The following is an 18158-nucleotide window of genomic DNA, read 5'->3' on the forward strand; positions in this document are numbered from 1 at the left end:
AGGCCATAACAAGCCTCTCAAGCCTTTTCTCCCCTCCCTTGGGGAGGGGTTGGGGGTGGGTTTAGGGCTCCTTCCACCTATGAACAAGAAACTATACATAGAAACTTACGGCTGTCAGATGAATGTTGCAGACAGTGAGGTCGTCGCTTCAGTGATGAAAATGGCCGGATATGACGTGTGTGAGCACGAAGAAGAGGCCGATGCTATCTTCCTGAACACCTGTAGTGTGCGCGAAAATGCAGAGAATAAGATTTATAACCGGCTCGATACGCTGCACGCCGAACAGAAGAAAGGACGCCGACTTATCCTTGGTGTGCTCGGCTGTATGGCCGAACGTGTGAAAGATGACTTGGTGAAAAACCATCATGCAAGTCTTGTTTGCGGTCCCGACTCCTATCTCAACCTGCCCTCGATGATTGCGGAATGCGAGCTCGGACACGCATCTGTGGACACCGAACTCTCTACAACCGAGACCTATCGCGACGTGCTTCCGCAACGTATTGGCGGTCGGGTGAGCGGATTTGTAAGCATTATGCGCGGTTGCAACAACTTCTGTCACTACTGCATCGTGCCTTTTACGCGCGGAAGAGAGCGCAGTCGTGATGTCGAAAGCATCTTGGCCGAGGTAAAAGACCTGCACGACAAGGGATTTAAAGAGGTTACTTTACTCGGTCAGAACGTGAATTCCTATGGACTGTTGCCCAATGGCAAGCGGCCAGAAAACGGTACTTCGTTTGCCGAACTGCTGCGGAAAGTGGCCCAGAGTGTGCCTGATATGCGCGTGCGTTTCACCACATCGAACCCCGAAGACATGAGTGAGGACATTCTGTATGCCATTGCCGACGAGCCAAACCTCTGCAACCATATCCACTTTCCGGCACAAAGCGGAAGCGATAAAATACTACATTTGATGAACAGAAAGTACACCCGCGAGGACTATCTCAATAAGGTTGCGGCCATCAAGCGCATCATTCCCGACTGCGGATTGACCACCGACATCTTCGTGGGCTATCATAATGAAACCGAAGAAGACCAACAATTGACGCTCTCCTTGGTGAAAGAAGTGGGCTTCGACAGTGCGTTCATGTTCAAATACAGCGAGCGTCCGGGGACGTATGCCGCCAAACACTTGGCCGACAACGTGCCTGAAGCGGTGAAAATTGCCCGACTGAACGAGCTTATCCAATTGCAAACGGCCATCAGTGCCGAGCAAAATAAGAAAGACGAAGGCAAGGATTTCGTCATTCTGACAGAGCGGTTCAGCAAGAAAGACCGCAATCATCTCATGGGAAGAACCGAACAAAACAAGGCTGTCATCATCGAAAAAGGCCGTCACCACATCGGAGAGTTCATCAAGGTGCGCATCACCGGTTCGACAAGCGCCACACTCTTTGGCGAAGAAATCAAATAAATAAAGGTCAAAGCTTATGAAAGAGTTCCTGCAAGTATTGCGCCGTTTCGTTCCACCTTATAAGAAATATTTAGTTTGGAGCGTCGTGTTCAACATCCTTTCTGCGGTGCTGAATATCTTCTCGTTTATGACATTGATTCCCATTTTGCAGATTTTGTTCAAGACAAGTGATGTGAAACCGGTCACGAAACTTGTCGTTTGGGACAATGTCCACGGGCTTGAAGACCTCGTTGGAATGCTGACTAACAACGCCAACTACTATATTCAACACTTCATTGCCACAACAGGTCCGGCAAACACATTGCTCGTTATCGGACTTCTCTTGGCCTTTATGACGATGCTGAAGACAGGAGCTTACTTCCTTTCCTCGGCCTGCATCATTCCTATCCGCACGGGAGTCGTGCGCGATATCCGCAATCAGCTTTATCAGAAAATCAATGCCTTGTCGCTCGGTTTCTTCAGCGAAGAGCGCAAAGGTGACATCATTGCCCGCATGAGTGGCGATGTTCAGGAAATCGAAGGCTCCATCATGGCCAGCTTGGACATGCTCTTCAAGAACCCGATCCTCATCATCAGCTACTTCGCGGCACTGGTGATTACCTCGTGGCAACTCACGCTTTTCACGATTATCTTCGTGCCCCTCTTCGGTTGGTTCATGGGACTTGTGGGCCGAAAGCTCAAGGCACAGAGCATCGAAGCCCAGAGCCTGTGGAGCGACACGATGAGCCAAGTGGAGGAAACGCTCGGCGGACTCCGCATCATCAAGGCCTTCTGTGCCGAGGAACTGATGAACAAACGCTTCGACAAGACCAACAGCAGCTACCGCAAAAACGTGATGCGCGTGAACATTCGCCAGCAGTTGGCCCACCCGATGAGCGAGTTTCTGGGTACGGTAATGATTATCATCGTGCTTTGGGTAGGCGGAATGCTCGTGCTGAACAACCACACGCTGACCGGTCCGAAGTTCATTTACTACCTCGTGATGCTCTATTCCATCATCAATCCGCTGAAAGAATTCTCCAAAGCCGGCTACAACATACCGAAAGGTTTGGCCAGCATGGAGCGCGTAGACAAGATACTTCAGGCGGAAATCACCATCAAAGAGAAACCCGACACGCACCCTCTCGTTGCCTTCGAACACGAAATAGAGTTCCGTCACGTGTCCTTCAAATACGACCAACAATGGGTGCTCCGCGATATCAACCTCATCATTCCCAAGGGCAAGATGATTGCCTTGGTGGGACAGAGCGGCTCGGGCAAGTCTACGCTCGTAGACCTGATACCGCGCTATTACGACGTGCAAGAGGGAGAAGTGCTCATCGACGGTATCAACGTAAAAGACCTGAAGATTCACGACCTGCGCCGTCTCATCGGCAATGTCAACCAAGAAGCCATTCTCTTCAACGACACGTTCAAGAACAATATCAGGTTTGGCAACGACGAAGCTACCGACGAACAAGTGGCCAATGCGGCCCGAATAGCCAACGCATACGACTTCATCATGCAGAGCGAAAACGGTTTCGACACGAACATCGGCGACCGTGGAGGGCGCCTTTCCGGCGGACAACGGCAGCGCATCAGCATTGCCCGTGCCATCTTGAAGAACCCGCCTATCCTCATTCTCGACGAAGCAACATCGGCCCTCGACACCGAAAGCGAACGTTTGGTTCAAGATGCTTTGACCCGATTGATGAAGACCCGCACGACCGTTGCCGTGGCCCATCGCCTCTCAACCATTCGCAATGCCGACGAAATCTGCGTGCTCCACGAAGGCCGAATTATCGAGCGCGGCACGCACGACGAACTCATCGCCAAGAACGGATACTACAAGCGACTGCATGACATGCAGCAAGTGTAACGTCCTTTTGCATTGCAGGAATGAGATTCATCTATTATTCATTATATCGCCTTTACACAAGAATACCGATTGCAGGCGACAACGTCAATGTCTATATCGCAGGTGTCATGGCGCTTCTTGTCACAGCGCCTTTCCTTGCGGTTTACAATGTCTGTCATGATGCACATGACGAAAGCCTTCAATATGGTCTGCTCACATTATTGATTCCCTATGGTGTGGCCTATAAAACCCTGTATGACCACTATGAAAAGAAAGGGGATAAGATTGTCGCCGGCATAAATAAACTGAACGACACGCAGAAAAACATCGCCGTCATCCTTTCATGGCTGGTAATGGGATTTATTGTTTATCTTTGGATATTCAATGGCGCACACGAAATATACGCTTATTTCGGTGGCGGTGTAGACTGACAGACAGAACAAACGGCGCATACTTTCATTGATAAAAACCACAAGTAAATAACGTTTAACCTTATAATTAAGTAAATAACATGGCAGAACTAACTTTTGATTTCGCTTCCGTCCCACCCACATGGGACTTCTGTTTCAACGAACATTGCCCGCACAAGGAGACTTGCATGCACTATTTTGCCGGCCGACATCTGCCGGAAGACAACACGGAGGGCTTTGCCATCTACCCCAATGCGCTGCAAAATGGCAAGTGCAAGTTCTACGTCGAAAAGCGAGTGATACGCGCAGCGTGGGGGTTCCGCAAGCTGTTCCTCAACATAAAGCATCGGGACGACACCCCGATACGCAGAGAACTCCAGCAATACCTCGGCAGTCGTTCTGCCTACTATCGCTACATGAACGGCCAACTCACCCTCACGCCCGAGCAACAAGCCGGTGTTCTCGACATCTTCCGCGCGTATGGCTACACCGAAGAGACCGATTTCGATAACTACATCGACCGTTATGCGTATGAATAGTACGGCGTTTCAGAAAAGTTTCAGGCTTTGGAACGCACAGTTTCATACGATGAAACGCACAGTTCCAGGCCTTGGAATTCACAGTTCCAAGCGTTGAGACTGTGCGTTCCAAAGCCTGAAACTTTCTTGAGACCGGTATTTAAGATAAACCATAACCGAAGAATTGCAGCACATATTAAGCATATTCTTACGAATAATAAGGAAGCATTGATGAACAAAACGTCTTTTATCAAGGGATACATGGGAAAATCATTTATAATACAGGCGTTGTTATTGCTGTCCATTTGTCAAGGGTGTTCAAACAAACAACAGGTTGGAGCAAAAGCCCATCAAGGGAAAGCACGCACATATGATAGCACACCTCGCAGGTCGGATTCAACGAATGAGAATCGACAGTCATTGAAAAAGTATGCCCTTAGAACATTCCGGCGCTATCAAACATTCGATGAATTTAAGATGGAAGGGGTGGGTAAACCAATATATTCGCCCTTCGTTTACGTAAAGACAACGAAAGATACGATGATTGTAATCCCATCAAATGATACGACTCATGTGAAAGTATATCATAGACAGGGCAATAGGTGGCGTAATTATATAGAATTGGAACTTTGGAAAAAGAGACAGCCCTTTACTAAGAGCAGTCTCGAAGAACCGGCTCGCACTTATGACAGAATTTGCGGCAACGACACGATACTTGAATATCAGTGCAACTATCTCGGCAATACCAAGTATAAGCAATTTTATATAAAGACACCGAAACGGTGCGTGAATATAAAACTGATTGGGGAGATTGATTTTGTAAGTGGCAATCATACCGTCTATAACGAAATGTTGATGTTTGCCCACATGTTCAATCATGAAAGAAAGAAACTGTTGGCGCAACACGGCCGGTCGAAATACAACAAGAGAGAGGTTTACAGCTATTCTTTGCAGGAGAAAGCTCATGCCTTTGTGTATCAATGTCGGGAAAGAAATGAAACGCTATACTTCTCAAAGACAAGCTTGGGAATATTCGGCATACAGCCAGGTATAGAAAAATATGACAGAGAACGCTCTCAAGTAGCCGGATATTAGCCAATGATTGGTATGACAAAAAGCCTGTCAGACAAGAAAAAGCAAGTGTTTTCTTTGGCCGAACAGCACATTTTATCTATCTTTGCATATCGCGTTATAGTAACGACTCATTGCTATGAAACACTTGTTAAAATCAACATTCGGTTCGCCAATAGCATTGCTCATCAACTTGCTGTTGGCTTATATCATTTACGCACTTGCACGGCTCACCTACGTGCTGGTCAACTACAGTTACTTTGCCGAGGGGCTCGAAAAAGCTGATATCGGTCAGTGGATAAAAGGCAGCCTGATGTTCGACACCACGGCCATTTGCTACACACATATCCCCTATATCGTTTTGATGCTCCTTCCCTTGTGGTTGAAAGAGACGCGCTTTTATCACCACTTGTGCAAGTGGTTGTTTGTTATCGTCAATGCCGTTGCACTGGCCATTAACCTTGCCGATGCGGTTTACTTCCCCTTTACGCTCCGCCGAACAACGACAACCGTGTTCCAAGAGTTCAGCAATGAGAACAATATTGCCGCTATTATCCTACACAACACGCTGACGCATTGGTACCTGTTCCTTGTCTTTGCCGTGCTGATATGGGGCTTATCGAAACTCTATGTCATGCCCCGTACCGACTATCGTGACTTCTTTACGGGTAAGAAACGATTGGGATATACCGTCAAACATCTTGTTTGTCTTGCCATTGCAGGCGTGGCTACCGTGGCAGGATGCCGTGGCGGACTGCAGTCGGGCGTTCGTCCTATCACGATAAGCAATGCAAATCAGTTCGTAGAACGACCCACCGACTGTGCCGTTGTGCTCAATACGCCGTTCGCATTGATACGCACCATCGGTAAATCCAACTTCGAAATACCTCCTTACTTCGCCTCTTTGAACGAGGCCGCAAAGGTCTATTCGCCCGTCCATATGATTGTTCCGAAGGGGAAATCCAACAAGAAGAACATCGTCATCCTTATCGTTGAGAGCTTCGGAAGAGAATATATCGGCGGCTTTAACAAGGACTTTTTCGGTGGGAAATACAAAGGATATACGCCCAATGTGGACCGCCTGATTGAGAAGAGTATGGTCTTTCGCTATTCGTTCTGCAACGGACGGAAGAGCATCGACGGCATGCCTTCCATTCTTTGCGGCATTCCTCGCTTCGGCGAACCCTTCATCTTGACACCCGCTTCGATGAATGATTACACCGGAATTCCGGGACTCTTGAGTCGCTGGGGCTACCAGACGGCTTTCTTCCATGGGGCAAACCGAGGTTCGATGGGCTTCCTCGCCTTCTCCAAAAAGATTGGATTTCAAAACTATTATGGCCGACAAGACTACGATGAAGACCCGCGTTTCGGTGGCGATGCAGACTTCGATGGCAACTGGGGGATATGGGATGAGCCTTTCCTGCAATACTATTGTGCGAAGATGAGCGAAATGAAACAACCTTTCATGACCGCACTCTTCACTGTTTCGAGCCACGACCCGTTTGTTGTTCCCGATAAATATAAGAACGTTTACAAGGAAGAACACCTTCCCATTCAGAAGTGCATACGCTACACCGACATGGCCATTGGCAAGTTCTTCGCCTCGGCAAGCAAGCAGAAGTGGTTCAAAAACACCATCTTTGTCATCACGAGTGACCACACGAACCAAAGCGATCACGCCCAATACATGACCGATATAGGTGGCTTTTGCTCTCCTATCATCATCTACGACCCGTCAGGTGAAATCAAAGCCTCGCGCATAGATGCCATCGCACAGCAGACAGACATCATGCCGACCTTGCTCAACTACATCGGCTATCCCACTCCTTATCTGGCCTTCGGTGCCGACCTTTTCCACACACCTTTAGAGAAAACGTGGGCCGTGAACTATCTTAATGGCATCTACCAGTACGTGAAATACGGCTACGTCTTACAGTGGGACGGTCGACAAACAAAAGCCATTTACAGGCTTGGCGACCTGCTCATGCAGCATAACCTCGTGGGCCAAGTGAAAGAACAACAACAGATGGAGACCGAACTCAAGGCCATCATCTATCAATATATGTACCGCATGGTAAAAGATAAACTCAAAGCCCGACTCGAAAGATGAAGAAAGCCCTCTTATATATGGCTTACACCGTGGCCTATGGCTTCTGGTGGTTCGTCTCTTTGCTGCCTTTCAGCGCGCTTTATGCCCTCTCCGACGTGCTCTATCTGCTCATGTCGCACGTCATTCGCTATCGCCATCGCGTGATATGGCACAACCTGACGACCTCTTTCCCCGAGAAAACGGAGGCCGAACTGCGCAAGATTGAACGCAAATTCTATCATTGGTTCTGCGACTATATCGTTGAAACCGTAAAACTGATGACCATCAGCAAGCAACAAATCATGAAGCGAATGACTTTCACGGGCACTGAAAAGATAGAACAATTGCTGGCCGAAGGACGCTCCATAGGCGTGTATTTAGGCCACTTGGGCAATTGGGAATGGATCACGTCGCTGCCTTATTGGCTCACAAACGGGCTTTGTTGCCAACTCTATCACCCCTTGGAAAACGAATATTTCGACCGCCTTTTCAAATACGTCCGCGAGCGACAAGGGGCTTATTGCATTCCCATGCAGGAGTCGTTACGCAAAATCATTGCACTTGGAAAGGCAGGAAAGCCCATCATTGTGGGTTATATCTCAGACCAAACGCCCTTTTGGTGGAACATTCATCATTGGTTGGAGTTCCTGCATCATGACACACCTGTGCTCACAGGAGCAGAGCGTATCATCAGACATACGAACCAAGTGTTTGTTTACGGCGACGTGAAACGTATCAAACGAGGCCACTACAACTGTGAATTCAAAGTAATCAGAGAGGACACGAAGCACGCGAAACCCTTTGAAATCACCGAAGAATACTTCCGTGAAATGGAGCAATCCATTCGCCGCCAGCCCGAAATCTATCTCTGGAGCCACAACCGTTGGAAGCGCACCCGCGCCATCTTCAACGACCATTTTGAATATATTGACGGCAAAGTCCACCTGCAAAAGGGAAAAGACATGATTTGGTAATGCCAACCAGTGGCAGAGTAGTTCATGAATAAGAACCATTTCAGATTATTCTTGAATAGGCTTCCATCTCGTTGATATGCCGCTCGCAGTTAGGAAACCAAGCATACAATATTCGATTGCACAGCAGTCATTGCTGAACTTCAAGCTTCAAAAGTTTGGTGATGTCGCAAATTAGCCTTACCTTTGCACCCGATAATGAAATCTCAACAGGTATATCAAATAAAGTGTAAGCACATCATGCGGAAAAATCGCTCTTTCTCTGCATCTTTTAACGCTTATTATTTGGCTGGTCCAAATAAACGGCAAAAGGTGGTGGCGGTGACTATGAGTTCGAACTTGAGCACAAAGCTGCCTACATCTGCTTTTATCCCCGCATTCAGAACGACGCATTGCATCATAATGTTCGCCTTGAACAGATTCTCATACAAGAGATGTACGTAAATCCTTTAGGGGGCTGGTTCGATTTTTCTAATAAATCTATCAAAGACAAGACACCTTTTGCCAGCAACACAGCAGCAATAACGCTCAACACTAACTCGGCACCTATTCCCTCAGCCACTCGCAACGACACCTGTTTTTATATAGCTATCAGGCCGGGCAGTTGGCTTACCCTTTCCATTTCGTTTACTATCAAAGACCCTACAACCAATGTTACGACTACAATCACACACGCTAATTGGTGGACGGGAACCTTCGAAGCAGGAAAGATATACGATTACACCGCATGGCTCGATAAAGATATCAAGAACTACAGCAGCAAGTATTATATGTGGGATGCAAATACTGCAAACGATGACTACTGGCATGGCGTAGAAGCTTATCAGCCTAAAATCAATGGTCAGCAGGACCATACGCACTACCCTACAAGCCCTACCGACTGGCGTTGGTACAACACACTTCCCTATCCTGCGCAAGCCACACGTCATAGTGCTTCTGCTCCGAGCGTGAACGGGATCCGGTGGATTTTAGAGCAGGCAGAAACATGGTTTGACAATCAGACGGTGTGGAGTGTAATGGGCCATTTATACACAGGTGGCGTGTGGGTCAAGGTGCCCGCTGGATATTCTGACGCAGCTGCTCCTGACGGAAAAGACTATCGCAGTAATAATCAGAATGCAGCTTATGCAAAGGGTTATACGCACAACTTCCGGCCATCAAATACAACCGGACTACTTTATTTCCCATTACTGGGTTGGTATGAAAACGGAAAGCTCATCGATGTAGGGAAACGCGTGGGCTATTGGACAAGTTCACTACGCCCAGAGTATAACTATGTTTATGTGCTTTATTTTACCGATAATAACTTAATGGATGTCAGCAGCCCATATTGGGAAAGAAAATATGGACTAAAGAACCTTACACTGACTGGCAATATTGAATGATTTATCAATCAATATACTTGAATACGTAAGACAAAAGAAAACGGTTGTTTCCAGATTTCGGAACAATTAAAAATATGAAGCGTGTTCCCACCGTATTTAAAGGGTAGGAACACGCTTGTTCTTTCCTTTAAAAGCGTATGAAACGGAAAAGGAACTTATATTTTCTCACCGAAAAACTTACAAATAGAGTCTTGATTCTCTACCTTTCCAACCTGTTAAAATCTTTTAAACGCTCCGCGAAAAATGAAAAGTCAAACAGAAGTTTAAATAAATTAACAAATGAGAAGCTTGATAATCAGTCGGTTAGTCTTCCCTAAGAACAAAGAACAAGAACAAGAGAAAAGAAAGACGACGATAGAAAGAAATTGAAAACGTCGCCGCCGTCGTCGTCATTTTTCCTCAAAATAGTTTTTTAATTCCGTCGTCGTCGCTGCTTTTTTCTCAAGATGGTTTTTAATTTCTATCGCCGTCGCCGTCTTTTTTGTTCGTGACGAATGCTTGTTTTCGCCGTCGTCGCCGTTTCCACTTTTGTGCTTGAAAAACAGTGCCGGCCGTATCGGTCATAAAAAAATCCGAGAAAGTCTTGCAATCGCTTGCAAAATTTTGTATCTTTGCATACAGAGGGGACTGGAAAACATTTTTCATGGAATCGCATGCAACGTCGGTCGGGGGAAACAAGACGGCGCAAGCGAACCAATATGACTGAAACGACATTGCGAAATGACTGATAGTGCCATGCAAAAAGACTGAAATTGGAGACTAAAATGATTGAGATTGGCGCATGAAATGACTGAGATTGCACACCGATTTGGCGGAGTGCAAAATGAGATGATAAAAACGGCAGCCAAAGACAGCTACCCTCGCTACAGAATCTGCGCAGCGTGGTCTTTCACCTTAATCTCTTTCGGGCCGATGATTCGCGTGACGACGCCCGCTTCATCGGTGATAAAAGTGGTGCGAAACACGCCCATATAGGTGCGGCCGGCCATCTTTTTCTCGCCATAAACGCCCAGTTGCTGCACGAGTTTCAGCTCGGTGTCGCAGAGAAGCGGGAAAGGAAGCGCATTTTTCTCAATGAATTTGCGGTGGGATTTGGCATCTTGCGTGCTGCAACCCAACACGGCATAGCCTTGCGAAATGAACCGTTCATGGTTGTCTCTCAGGTTACATGCCTCGCTTGTACAGCCCGGTGTGGCGTCCTTTGGATAGCAATACAGCACGAGTTTCCGACCTTTGAAATCGCTCGTCTTCCACACTTTACCGTCCTGATCGGTTCCTAACACGTCAGGAAGTCTTTGTCCTACTTCAATCATCTTCTTGGTTTTAACTTACAATTCATTCTGTTTGCCCCTGCCGAAAAGGCAATCGGGACGACATCGGCAAAGATACGATTTCTTTTTGAGACCGTCAATGAAATGATAAAAAAATACCGTGGGCGACAGGCTGATTTCAATCGTGATTATATCTTCCTTGATGCAAAGGCCATGCTGCATACGAGCAAACACACTGTGAGAGAAATTGCCGACGAACTCCACTTCTCGAATACCTCTTTTCCGGGGAAATACTTTCGTGAAGCTGTCGGCTGTTCTCTTTTAAGCCATTAAAATGATGTCTCCGGCACTGTTAATACCGCAGAAAATCAAGCAAAGACAAATCTCATGAAACCCACAAGGAAATGTTGCCTGTATACAAGTCTTTAGCGAAGTCACAGGCCCGCTCTCCATTGCATCTGGCATGAAGCTTTTGCCGAACTTGAATTCCCGACATAGAGGGTGTATCTGCCACTCATGACACGCATGGTGTTCGTCAGAGGGTCCCAACATTCAAAGGCATTGTCTTGAAGCGTAAAAGTCACCTCCTTGCTCTCGCCGGCCTTCAAACTGACTTTCTGAAAGTCACAAAGACTCTTGACCGGCCCATCGCTATCCGCATTGCGTTTGATATAGACTTGCACTGTCTCCGTACCTTCACGCAGCCCGGTATTACTAACCTTGACCTTGAGGGTGCGCCCTTTGCACACAGGTTGCCCAATGCGGAAAGTAGTATAACTTAGTCCGTATCCAAAGGGGAAAAGGGGCTTGCCGGTGAAATAACGATAGGTGCGACCACGCATATGATAGTCATTAAATGGTGGTAGCTGATCATCATGACGATAAAACGTTACAGGTAGTTTTCCTGAAGGATTTACCTTACCAAAAAGCACGTCAGCAACGGCCCTGCCCCCCTCTTCACCGGGATATCAAGCCTGCAAGATGGCATCACAATTTTTAGTCTCAGGCTCTAAGGCAATCGCACTGCCCGAACAGTTGACCGTAACGATAGGCTTTCTTGCGGCACTCAATGCTTGAATAGCTTCTCTTTGGGCAACAGGCAGTTCTATCGAAGTCCTATCACCACCCGAGAACCCAGGGAAATCGACTTTCATCTCCTCACCTTCCAGTCGAGGTGACAGTCCGCCGACAAAGACAACAGCGTCTGCCTGTCGTGCTTTCTCTATCAGCTGATGTAAGTCGAATGGTTGTTTATGTACTACATCGAAATGAAATGTTGCATTGCCTTTGCATTGGACATATTCCACAACGATATCATAGTTCTTCCCGGCCTCTGCATGCAACGTATATTCGGCCATCTGATTGCCATCACGACTGCGCCATTTGTTGATGACCTTCTTTCCATTGACAGAAACTCGGAACATATCATCTCCGCTTACCTTAATCAGCAGCTCTTCGGTCTGATGCACCTTTAATATACCTGCATAGCGCGCACTGAAATGCGTAAGGTTAACCCCCGGGGCAAAGGTTGTTGCACCTCCATTGTCTTGATTGATAGAATGCGTAAAAACAGCTTGTGCGACAGCCTCGCCCTCTTGGTCTTCGTTATTCCAGTAAGAAGCCTGCATACCCTGTTCGCCTTCCCCGTGACAGAACTGATTCATACGGCTTTCAGAAACTTCATTGGTTAACAGTCCACAACCAGGCATAAACTCTACATGCTCTGCCAACTGCCGAATACCATCAAGTACAGTCACTGTATGGCTTGGAATTCCGTTGTAGTTTGCCCACAGCATCATGGAATCCACGGCATTTTCACCTACGACAAGGATTTTGTCATGCGTAGACAAAGGCAATGTATGGTGCCTGTTCTGCAATAGCACCATCGACTCGTGGGCCATACGCAATGCAAGTTGGCGGTGGGCAGGACAGTCGACCACAGCATAAGGAATGGTTTTCCACGGCACAACAGCCGAGGGAGAGATATCGCCCAGCGCAAGACGTGCCTCTAAGACCCTGATCACACTGCGATCAATATCACTCTCTTTGAGAACTCCTGCTTTTACGGCCTCTTCCAGACTGTGATAATTGCTGCCACATTCTACATCTGTACCAGCGCTCTGTGCTTGGGCAGATGCCTCTACAGCATCTTTTGCCACACCATGCCGGCCAGGTATCCAGAAATCACTGATGGCACCGCAGTCACTCACCACCAGCCCCTTGAAATTCCACTCATCACGCAAGATGTGCTGGAGCAAACGGCTATTGCCACAGCAAGGCTGCCCATCAAAACGCTGATAAGCACACATCACTTCTGCCACTTGTCCCTTGGTTACCAACGACTTGAAAGCAGGAAGATAGGTCTCCCAAAGGTCTCTCGGACTTAGGTTTTCGATATCCATTTCATGCCGTAAGCTTTCAGGTCCGCTATGAACGGCAAAGTGTTTTGCACATGCTAAAGTCTTATAGTAGCAGGCTGTATCTGGTCCTTGTAGTCCTCTGACAACAGCCAACCCCATACGTCCTGTAAGGTAAGGGTCTTCGCCATAGGTTTCCTGCCCTCTTCCCCAACGCGGATCACGGAAAATGTTGATGTTGGGAGTCCAAAATGACAATCCTTGATATCGACGTACATGTCCTAAGGCTTTGGCCCGTTCAGCTTTTGCCCGAGCCTCATCGCTCACGACCGTGAATACTTGCTGCAGCAGTTCGTCATCGAAGGCTGCTGCCATACCGATGGTCTGTGGAAAAACAGTTGCCACCCCATTGCGAGCTACGCCGTGCAATGCTTCGTTCCACCATTGAAAGGCTGGGATATTCAGCCGGGGAATAGCGGGCGAATCGTCTAATAAGAGAGAGACTTTCTCAGACAACGTCAACTGTCGGCACAAAGCTTCTGCTTGCCCGTTATAATTTGATAATTTCGATTGTCCTACGGCATACAGGCAGATGGACAACAATAAGGATATTATTATTTTTCGCATAGCTGTTACTTTGGAATCTGTTCTTTACACACGTATTGCAGTATTGTTTTATAGCGATTCTCACGTTGCATATCCTGCTCCACAGAGACATTGACATCAAGCTGAAGGATTGGTTCTGGCACCTTTCCGTTGACTAAAGGCCACTCCGGAAGACCAAGACCATTGGGATTCCCTGTCTTAATATAATTGACGTAGTAGCCATTGAAGATATCAGACATTATATAATCTTCTGGTTGCCAATTGTAGACGAGATTGGTGGGTAGGGTTCCCATAGCATATTCAATGTCGGCTGAATGTACTGCTCCCTTGTCACGTTGACTTTCTGCCTGTCCTTCGGCTACATTCTGCACTCCACCAGCCAGACCTGCCACTTTTCCTTTATCTTTCATAGCTGGACGCGGATGACAGTAACGGTACCGGTAAACAGGCCGGCCACCCGTTTTGGCATGCATGTGCCCCCAACGCCAAGTTGAAAAGTCGAGAAAGAGATCGGAAGCTAAGTCTATACCCTGACGACCTTTCAGGTCGGCTTCTGTCTTAATACCATAGCGTGGGAAAATGTCATCTGTTGCGTCACCGAAGGTACGTCGTGCAAATTCTTTGGCCTGTTCTATGTTGCTGACAAAAAGTGTCATTTCCTGATTGTTTCCACCTAAAAGTAGGGGCACTTGTGCCTGACTTCCCTTGGCAAAGGTCTTCTCGGGCTGCTCGGTAAAGAACATTCCATCAATACAAGGTGTGGGCATTTTCCGAATATGGGCTTTTTTCATCAGCTCTTCTGCGGGCATTGCACGTAATTCGCTAAGCAGATGACGGCCTATTTTCGTCATCAGTTTAGTCCCATCCTCCTCAGCTTCTTGTAAAGTGGGCAGTGGTCGGAAGCCTAAGATTGAGCCACTGGACCCTATGGCCTGCGCAAAAAGCTTTTTACTCATGGGCGATGCCATCAATGCGCTTACAGAGATAGAACCGGCAGACTCGCCTGCAATGGTAATTCGATTTGGGTCACCACCGAAAGCTGCAATATTGCGCTTAACCCATCGTATGGCGGCAGCTTGATCCATGAGCCCATAGTTGCCACTGCCATGCCATTGATTTTCTTTCGACAATTCTGGTAATGAAAAGAAGCCAAAGATGCCTTCCCGATAATTGGCTGTCACAGCAACAATCCCCATGCGTGCCATCTTCTCACCTGCATACCGGGGCTCGCTACCACTACCAGCCATCAATCCGCCTCCATTGAAATAAATCAATACGGGCAATCGCTCTTTCATGGTCTTAGCAGGTGTCCACACGTTCAAGTAGAGACAGTCTTCGCTCATGGATTTCGTTCCAAAATTCATATCACCAAAAATCGCCTCCTGCATGGGATTGGGTCCAAAGTCCATAGCTTGTCTTTCTCCCTTCCAAGCTGTGACAGGCTGTGGCTCACGCCAACGTAGGTCTCCTATGGGAGGAGCAGCGAAAGGAATGCCTTTGAAAACCTTGATACCCGAAGCATCTGTACCAACTAAGATACCCTCTTCCACTTTAACTTTAACGTTGTTTTGAGCGCTTATGCCCAATGCTTGTACTAAAACCATTAAAGTTAAAAAAAGTCTGTTATACATATGTGGTCGTTATTTATTATTTTTTCATCATCAGAATGATACCAAACAGCTGCTATTTCCAATTACTGAAGGACAACACTGCAGGAAAAAATATAAGAAGATTACTTTTCTCATCTTTTCATTTCAATTCGTTTTCACCGGGCGTTAGTTCATTCTCGCGTCCTTTCCAGATGAACTTGCCACGGAGGCCTTTAGGCAATGTGATGCGTATGTTCCAGTCTTTCCCCTTCTTCTGATAGGCAACGCGTATCATGCCCAAAGGATGGGGAACCGACCCCGAGGCTTGTGTGAGACGACCGAGGTGGGGCTCGATGCGAACCTTGGCGAAACCGGGCGCATCGGTATCGATACCGAGCACCGTGCGCAGCAGTTCGATGTTCGGACTGGCACTCCATGCATGACAATCGCTGCGGGTATTCATCAATTTTGAGTCTTCTCCCCATGTCGTCATGCCGAGTTTCATGTAGTCGTTCCATATACCGAGCCCGTCAAGATAGGCATCGCCAAGTCCTGCTTTGGCAAGGGCGCGGTTGATATAATACTTGAAATAGATGCTTGCTTCGGCCATGGTGGAGTCGCGCAGCATACATTCGGCCAATTGTTCAGCCTGCTTTCCTTTCACCAAACCACAGAGAATGGCGAGTGCCTGCACGTGTTGCGAGAAGTATTTCTTGTTGCTGACGTCCGCATAACACTGTTTGTCGGTATCCCAATACTTGCGTTGAATCGTATTTGCCAGCATATCGGCACGCTGTCGATAGCCATCGGCCATGCCCTGATTGCCGAGATGGGCCTCCAAATCGGTTGCCCATTGATAGGCACGCAGCAGAAGCAGGTCGAGAATGGCCGAGCAACCGTCTTTCCCTTTGGGCGGAACACCCATCTTCCATTGGCGTTGACGCTCCACCCAATCCATGAAGTTCCAATACGGAAGGTCTTTCAGAGTGCCGTCTTTCCCAGTGTGTTGCATGAAGAACGAGAGTACTTGGCGCATTCCCGGCAGGTGTTGACTAACGAAAGCACTGTCGGGACGATACATATAATAGTCATGCAGCATGCCAATCCACATGAGCGAGAAGGGCGAAATGACGTTCGTTCCTCGTGCAGGATAGCGTCCTTCGGTCACACCTTCAGCAAGACGGGAGTTGTCGATGTCGCAGATAGCCTTGCGGGCAAGCGTGTCATTGCCCGTATTATAATAGGAAACGAGCATCTGCAAGCGCGTGTCTCCGAGGTATTGCAGCCGTTCATAATAAGGACAATCCATGTAGGTTTCCATCGCACAGAGCCTTGCTGTGCGCCAACCGATATCAAACATCTTCGCCAACGCAGGGTCGGAAGAAGCGAAGGTGGCCCTCCTTTGGAACGGAAAGCCCGTATATATGCCGTAGAGGTCGTTAAGAACGAGGGGTTCTTCTTGGGTTTCGACGCTCAACTGCAGGTAGCGGAAGGTCTTCCAATTGAGCGATGCATACGATGCCTGCTCATCTCCGGCCGCAATGATACTGTCTTTCACACCGAAAATGACTTTCCCTTCAACGGCATTGCGGTCACCTTTCTCCATTGTCTTCCTGTCATAAAGCGACTCGGCATAGGTGAGTGCCATCGTGGCCTGCTTTCCTTTGCTGAAATCCAAATGAACATAGGCATTGGTATTCTGTCCGTTGTCGAAAAGAATGACGGCACGCGTGTGCGGCGGAATGGTAATGGGCGCCTTTCCCAAGAGGAATGCCTTCGTCACCCTCACACCTTCGGCTTTCCTTACGGCCGACAAGCGTTGCAACGAGCGTTCCATCTGCGGCAACGGCGAGGGAACAAGCATCCAACCTGTGCCATCGGTAGCCATGAAACCCTTGGGAGAACCGGCCATGATGGGTTCTGCCGGCTTCCAACCCGTGGCATCATAGCCGTTCAACTGCCAACCTTTCTCGGCCTTAGTCATGTCGATGACCTCGCCATAAGGCGCAACGAAGTAGCCCAGCACGGTGGGTTTCAGTGCTTGGCAGCCTTTATCTTCGGTCACAAGCCACGAAGGATTGGTGTTCACGGCAGCCTCTTCTTGGGTGTCGCCCTGAAGAATGAATGCCGTGCGCAGTGAAATCTGGGCCAACGGACCGTCCGTGCCGTAGTTCCACACCGTGGCAGCTATCGTGTTGTCGCCACTTTGCAACCAAGGGGCAATGTCTACGGTCTCATAGTTCCAGTGAAGCAGGTCGCTCTGTGCCGGTCCCAAGGACACCATCGTGCCGTTGACAAACAGCTGATAGCGGTTGTCTGCCGAAACATGTACGCGATAATGTCCGGGTTTCTCGGCCAAATGGAGTTGCTTGCGGAAGTGATAAACACCGTATCCTTGGGGCGATGCGCCGGGAGCGGCAATCCAATAGGCGCGCCATCGCTTCTGTTGCAGCTCGGGATTCACCTCAGATGCGGCATAGCTAAATGTTGACAACGCCAAAAAAAGGCATGCAAGAAAGGTTGTTCTCATAGGTGATGATTTTATGAATGGGTGATGCTGCAGAACGGTCATGCGATGTTCGGGTTACCATCTCCCTGCAATTACCGTGCCATATAGGTCATATTGCGCAGCAAAATGGC

12 protein-coding genes and 1 pseudogene are annotated in these 18158 nt (G+C 48.0%); 9 read left to right on the top strand and 4 right to left on the bottom strand.

Features of this window, described 5'->3' with window-relative positions:
- Nucleotides 1–79: 79 nt before the first annotated feature.
- The 8 genes from miaB (at nucleotide 80) to HMPREF9944_RS08180 (ending at nucleotide 9695) form a co-directional block, all read left to right on the top strand.
- Nucleotides 80–1411: a tRNA (N6-isopentenyl adenosine(37)-C2)-methylthiotransferase MiaB gene (miaB, locus tag HMPREF9944_RS08145; protein ID WP_044113525.1), complete on the top strand. Its 1332-nt coding sequence runs from the start codon at nucleotides 80–82 to the stop codon at nucleotides 1409–1411.
- 16 nt (nucleotides 1412–1427) lie between these two features.
- Nucleotides 1428–3269, top strand: coding sequence for an ABC transporter ATP-binding protein (locus tag HMPREF9944_RS08150; RefSeq protein WP_008565676.1), 1842 nt, complete (start codon nucleotides 1428–1430; stop codon nucleotides 3267–3269).
- Between the two features lie 20 nt (nucleotides 3270–3289).
- Complete coding sequence (locus HMPREF9944_RS08155) at nucleotides 3290–3679, top strand: hypothetical protein (protein ID WP_008565677.1); 390 nt, start codon at nucleotides 3290–3292, stop codon at nucleotides 3677–3679.
- Nucleotides 3680–3759: 80 nt separating this feature from the next.
- Nucleotides 3760–4197, top strand: a complete 438-nt coding sequence (locus HMPREF9944_RS08160; protein ID WP_008565679.1) for a DUF6078 family protein — start codon at nucleotides 3760–3762, stop codon at nucleotides 4195–4197.
- A gap of 600 nt (nucleotides 4198–4797) precedes the next feature.
- Nucleotides 4798–5271 carry a hypothetical protein gene (locus HMPREF9944_RS13340; protein ID WP_244861137.1) on the top strand — a complete coding sequence of 158 codons (474 nt, stop codon included), beginning with the start codon at nucleotides 4798–4800 and terminating at the stop codon, nucleotides 5269–5271.
- 115 nt (nucleotides 5272–5386) lie between these two features.
- On the top strand, nucleotides 5387–7360 hold the full coding sequence (locus tag HMPREF9944_RS08170; RefSeq protein WP_008565683.1) for an LTA synthase family protein: 1974 nt from the start codon (nucleotides 5387–5389) through the stop codon (nucleotides 7358–7360).
- Nucleotides 7357–8313 carry a lysophospholipid acyltransferase family protein gene (locus HMPREF9944_RS08175; protein WP_008565684.1) on the top strand — a complete coding sequence of 319 codons (957 nt, stop codon included), beginning with the start codon at nucleotides 7357–7359 and terminating at the stop codon, nucleotides 8311–8313. Before HMPREF9944_RS08170 ends, HMPREF9944_RS08175 begins: the two co-directional genes overlap by 4 nt.
- Before the next feature lie 431 nt (nucleotides 8314–8744).
- Nucleotides 8745–9695, top strand: coding sequence for a hypothetical protein (locus tag HMPREF9944_RS08180; protein ID WP_008565686.1), 951 nt, complete (start codon nucleotides 8745–8747; stop codon nucleotides 9693–9695).
- An 863-nt stretch (nucleotides 9696–10558) separates the two neighbouring features.
- Here the strand turns inward: HMPREF9944_RS08180 and HMPREF9944_RS08190 are convergent.
- Entirely contained in the window at nucleotides 10559–11008 is a 450-nt protein-coding gene (locus HMPREF9944_RS08190) for a peroxiredoxin (RefSeq protein WP_008565688.1), read from the bottom strand.
- A 102-nt stretch (nucleotides 11009–11110) separates the two neighbouring features.
- On the opposite strand from HMPREF9944_RS08190, the gene HMPREF9944_RS12975 reads away from it, so the two are divergent.
- A complete protein-coding gene (locus HMPREF9944_RS12975; RefSeq protein ID WP_155814644.1) occupies nucleotides 11111–11299 on the top strand; it encodes a hypothetical protein in 189 nt (62 codons plus the stop codon).
- Between the two features lie 101 nt (nucleotides 11300–11400).
- On the opposite strand, the pseudogene HMPREF9944_RS08195 reads toward HMPREF9944_RS12975, so the two are convergent.
- The 3 genes and pseudogenes from HMPREF9944_RS08195 to HMPREF9944_RS08205 form a co-directional block, all read right to left on the bottom strand.
- Nucleotides 11401–13950, bottom strand: a pseudogene (locus tag HMPREF9944_RS08195) (glycoside hydrolase family 3 C-terminal domain-containing protein).
- A 5-nt stretch (nucleotides 13951–13955) separates the two neighbouring features.
- Entirely contained in the window at nucleotides 13956–15560 is a 1605-nt protein-coding gene (locus tag HMPREF9944_RS08200) for a carboxylesterase/lipase family protein (RefSeq protein WP_008565691.1), read from the bottom strand.
- 118 nt (nucleotides 15561–15678) lie between these two features.
- A complete protein-coding gene (locus tag HMPREF9944_RS08205) occupies nucleotides 15679–18048 on the bottom strand; it encodes a family 78 glycoside hydrolase catalytic domain (protein ID WP_008565692.1) in 2370 nt (789 codons plus the stop codon).
- Nucleotides 18049–18158 lie beyond the last annotated feature (110 nt).

This window comes from Segatella maculosa OT 289 (assembly GCF_000243015.1).
Taxonomy (GTDB): Bacteria; Bacteroidota; Bacteroidia; order Bacteroidales; family Bacteroidaceae; genus Prevotella; species Prevotella maculosa.

Coding starts and splice junctions, on each gene's coding strand:
- miaB (WP_044113525.1), top strand. CDS start 80: ATGAACAAGAAACTATACATAGAAACTTACGGCTGTCAGATGAATGTT.
- HMPREF9944_RS08150 (WP_008565676.1), top strand. CDS start 1,428: ATGAAAGAGTTCCTGCAAGTATTGCGCCGTTTCGTTCCACCTTATAAG.
- HMPREF9944_RS08155 (WP_008565677.1), top strand. CDS start 3,290: ATGAGATTCATCTATTATTCATTATATCGCCTTTACACAAGAATACCG.
- HMPREF9944_RS08160 (WP_008565679.1), top strand. CDS start 3,760: ATGGCAGAACTAACTTTTGATTTCGCTTCCGTCCCACCCACATGGGAC.
- HMPREF9944_RS08170 (WP_008565683.1), top strand. CDS start 5,387: ATGAAACACTTGTTAAAATCAACATTCGGTTCGCCAATAGCATTGCTC.
- HMPREF9944_RS08175 (WP_008565684.1), top strand. CDS start 7,357: ATGAAGAAAGCCCTCTTATATATGGCTTACACCGTGGCCTATGGCTTC.
- HMPREF9944_RS08180 (WP_008565686.1), top strand. CDS start 8,745: ATGTACGTAAATCCTTTAGGGGGCTGGTTCGATTTTTCTAATAAATCT.
- HMPREF9944_RS08190 (WP_008565688.1), bottom strand. CDS start 11,008: ATGATTGAAGTAGGACAAAGACTTCCTGACGTGTTAGGAACCGATCAG.
- HMPREF9944_RS12975 (WP_155814644.1), top strand. CDS start 11,111: ATGATAAAAAAATACCGTGGGCGACAGGCTGATTTCAATCGTGATTAT.
- HMPREF9944_RS08200 (WP_008565691.1), bottom strand. CDS start 15,560: ATGTATAACAGACTTTTTTTAACTTTAATGGTTTTAGTACAAGCATTG.
- HMPREF9944_RS08205 (WP_008565692.1), bottom strand. CDS start 18,048: ATGAGAACAACCTTTCTTGCATGCCTTTTTTTGGCGTTGTCAACATTT.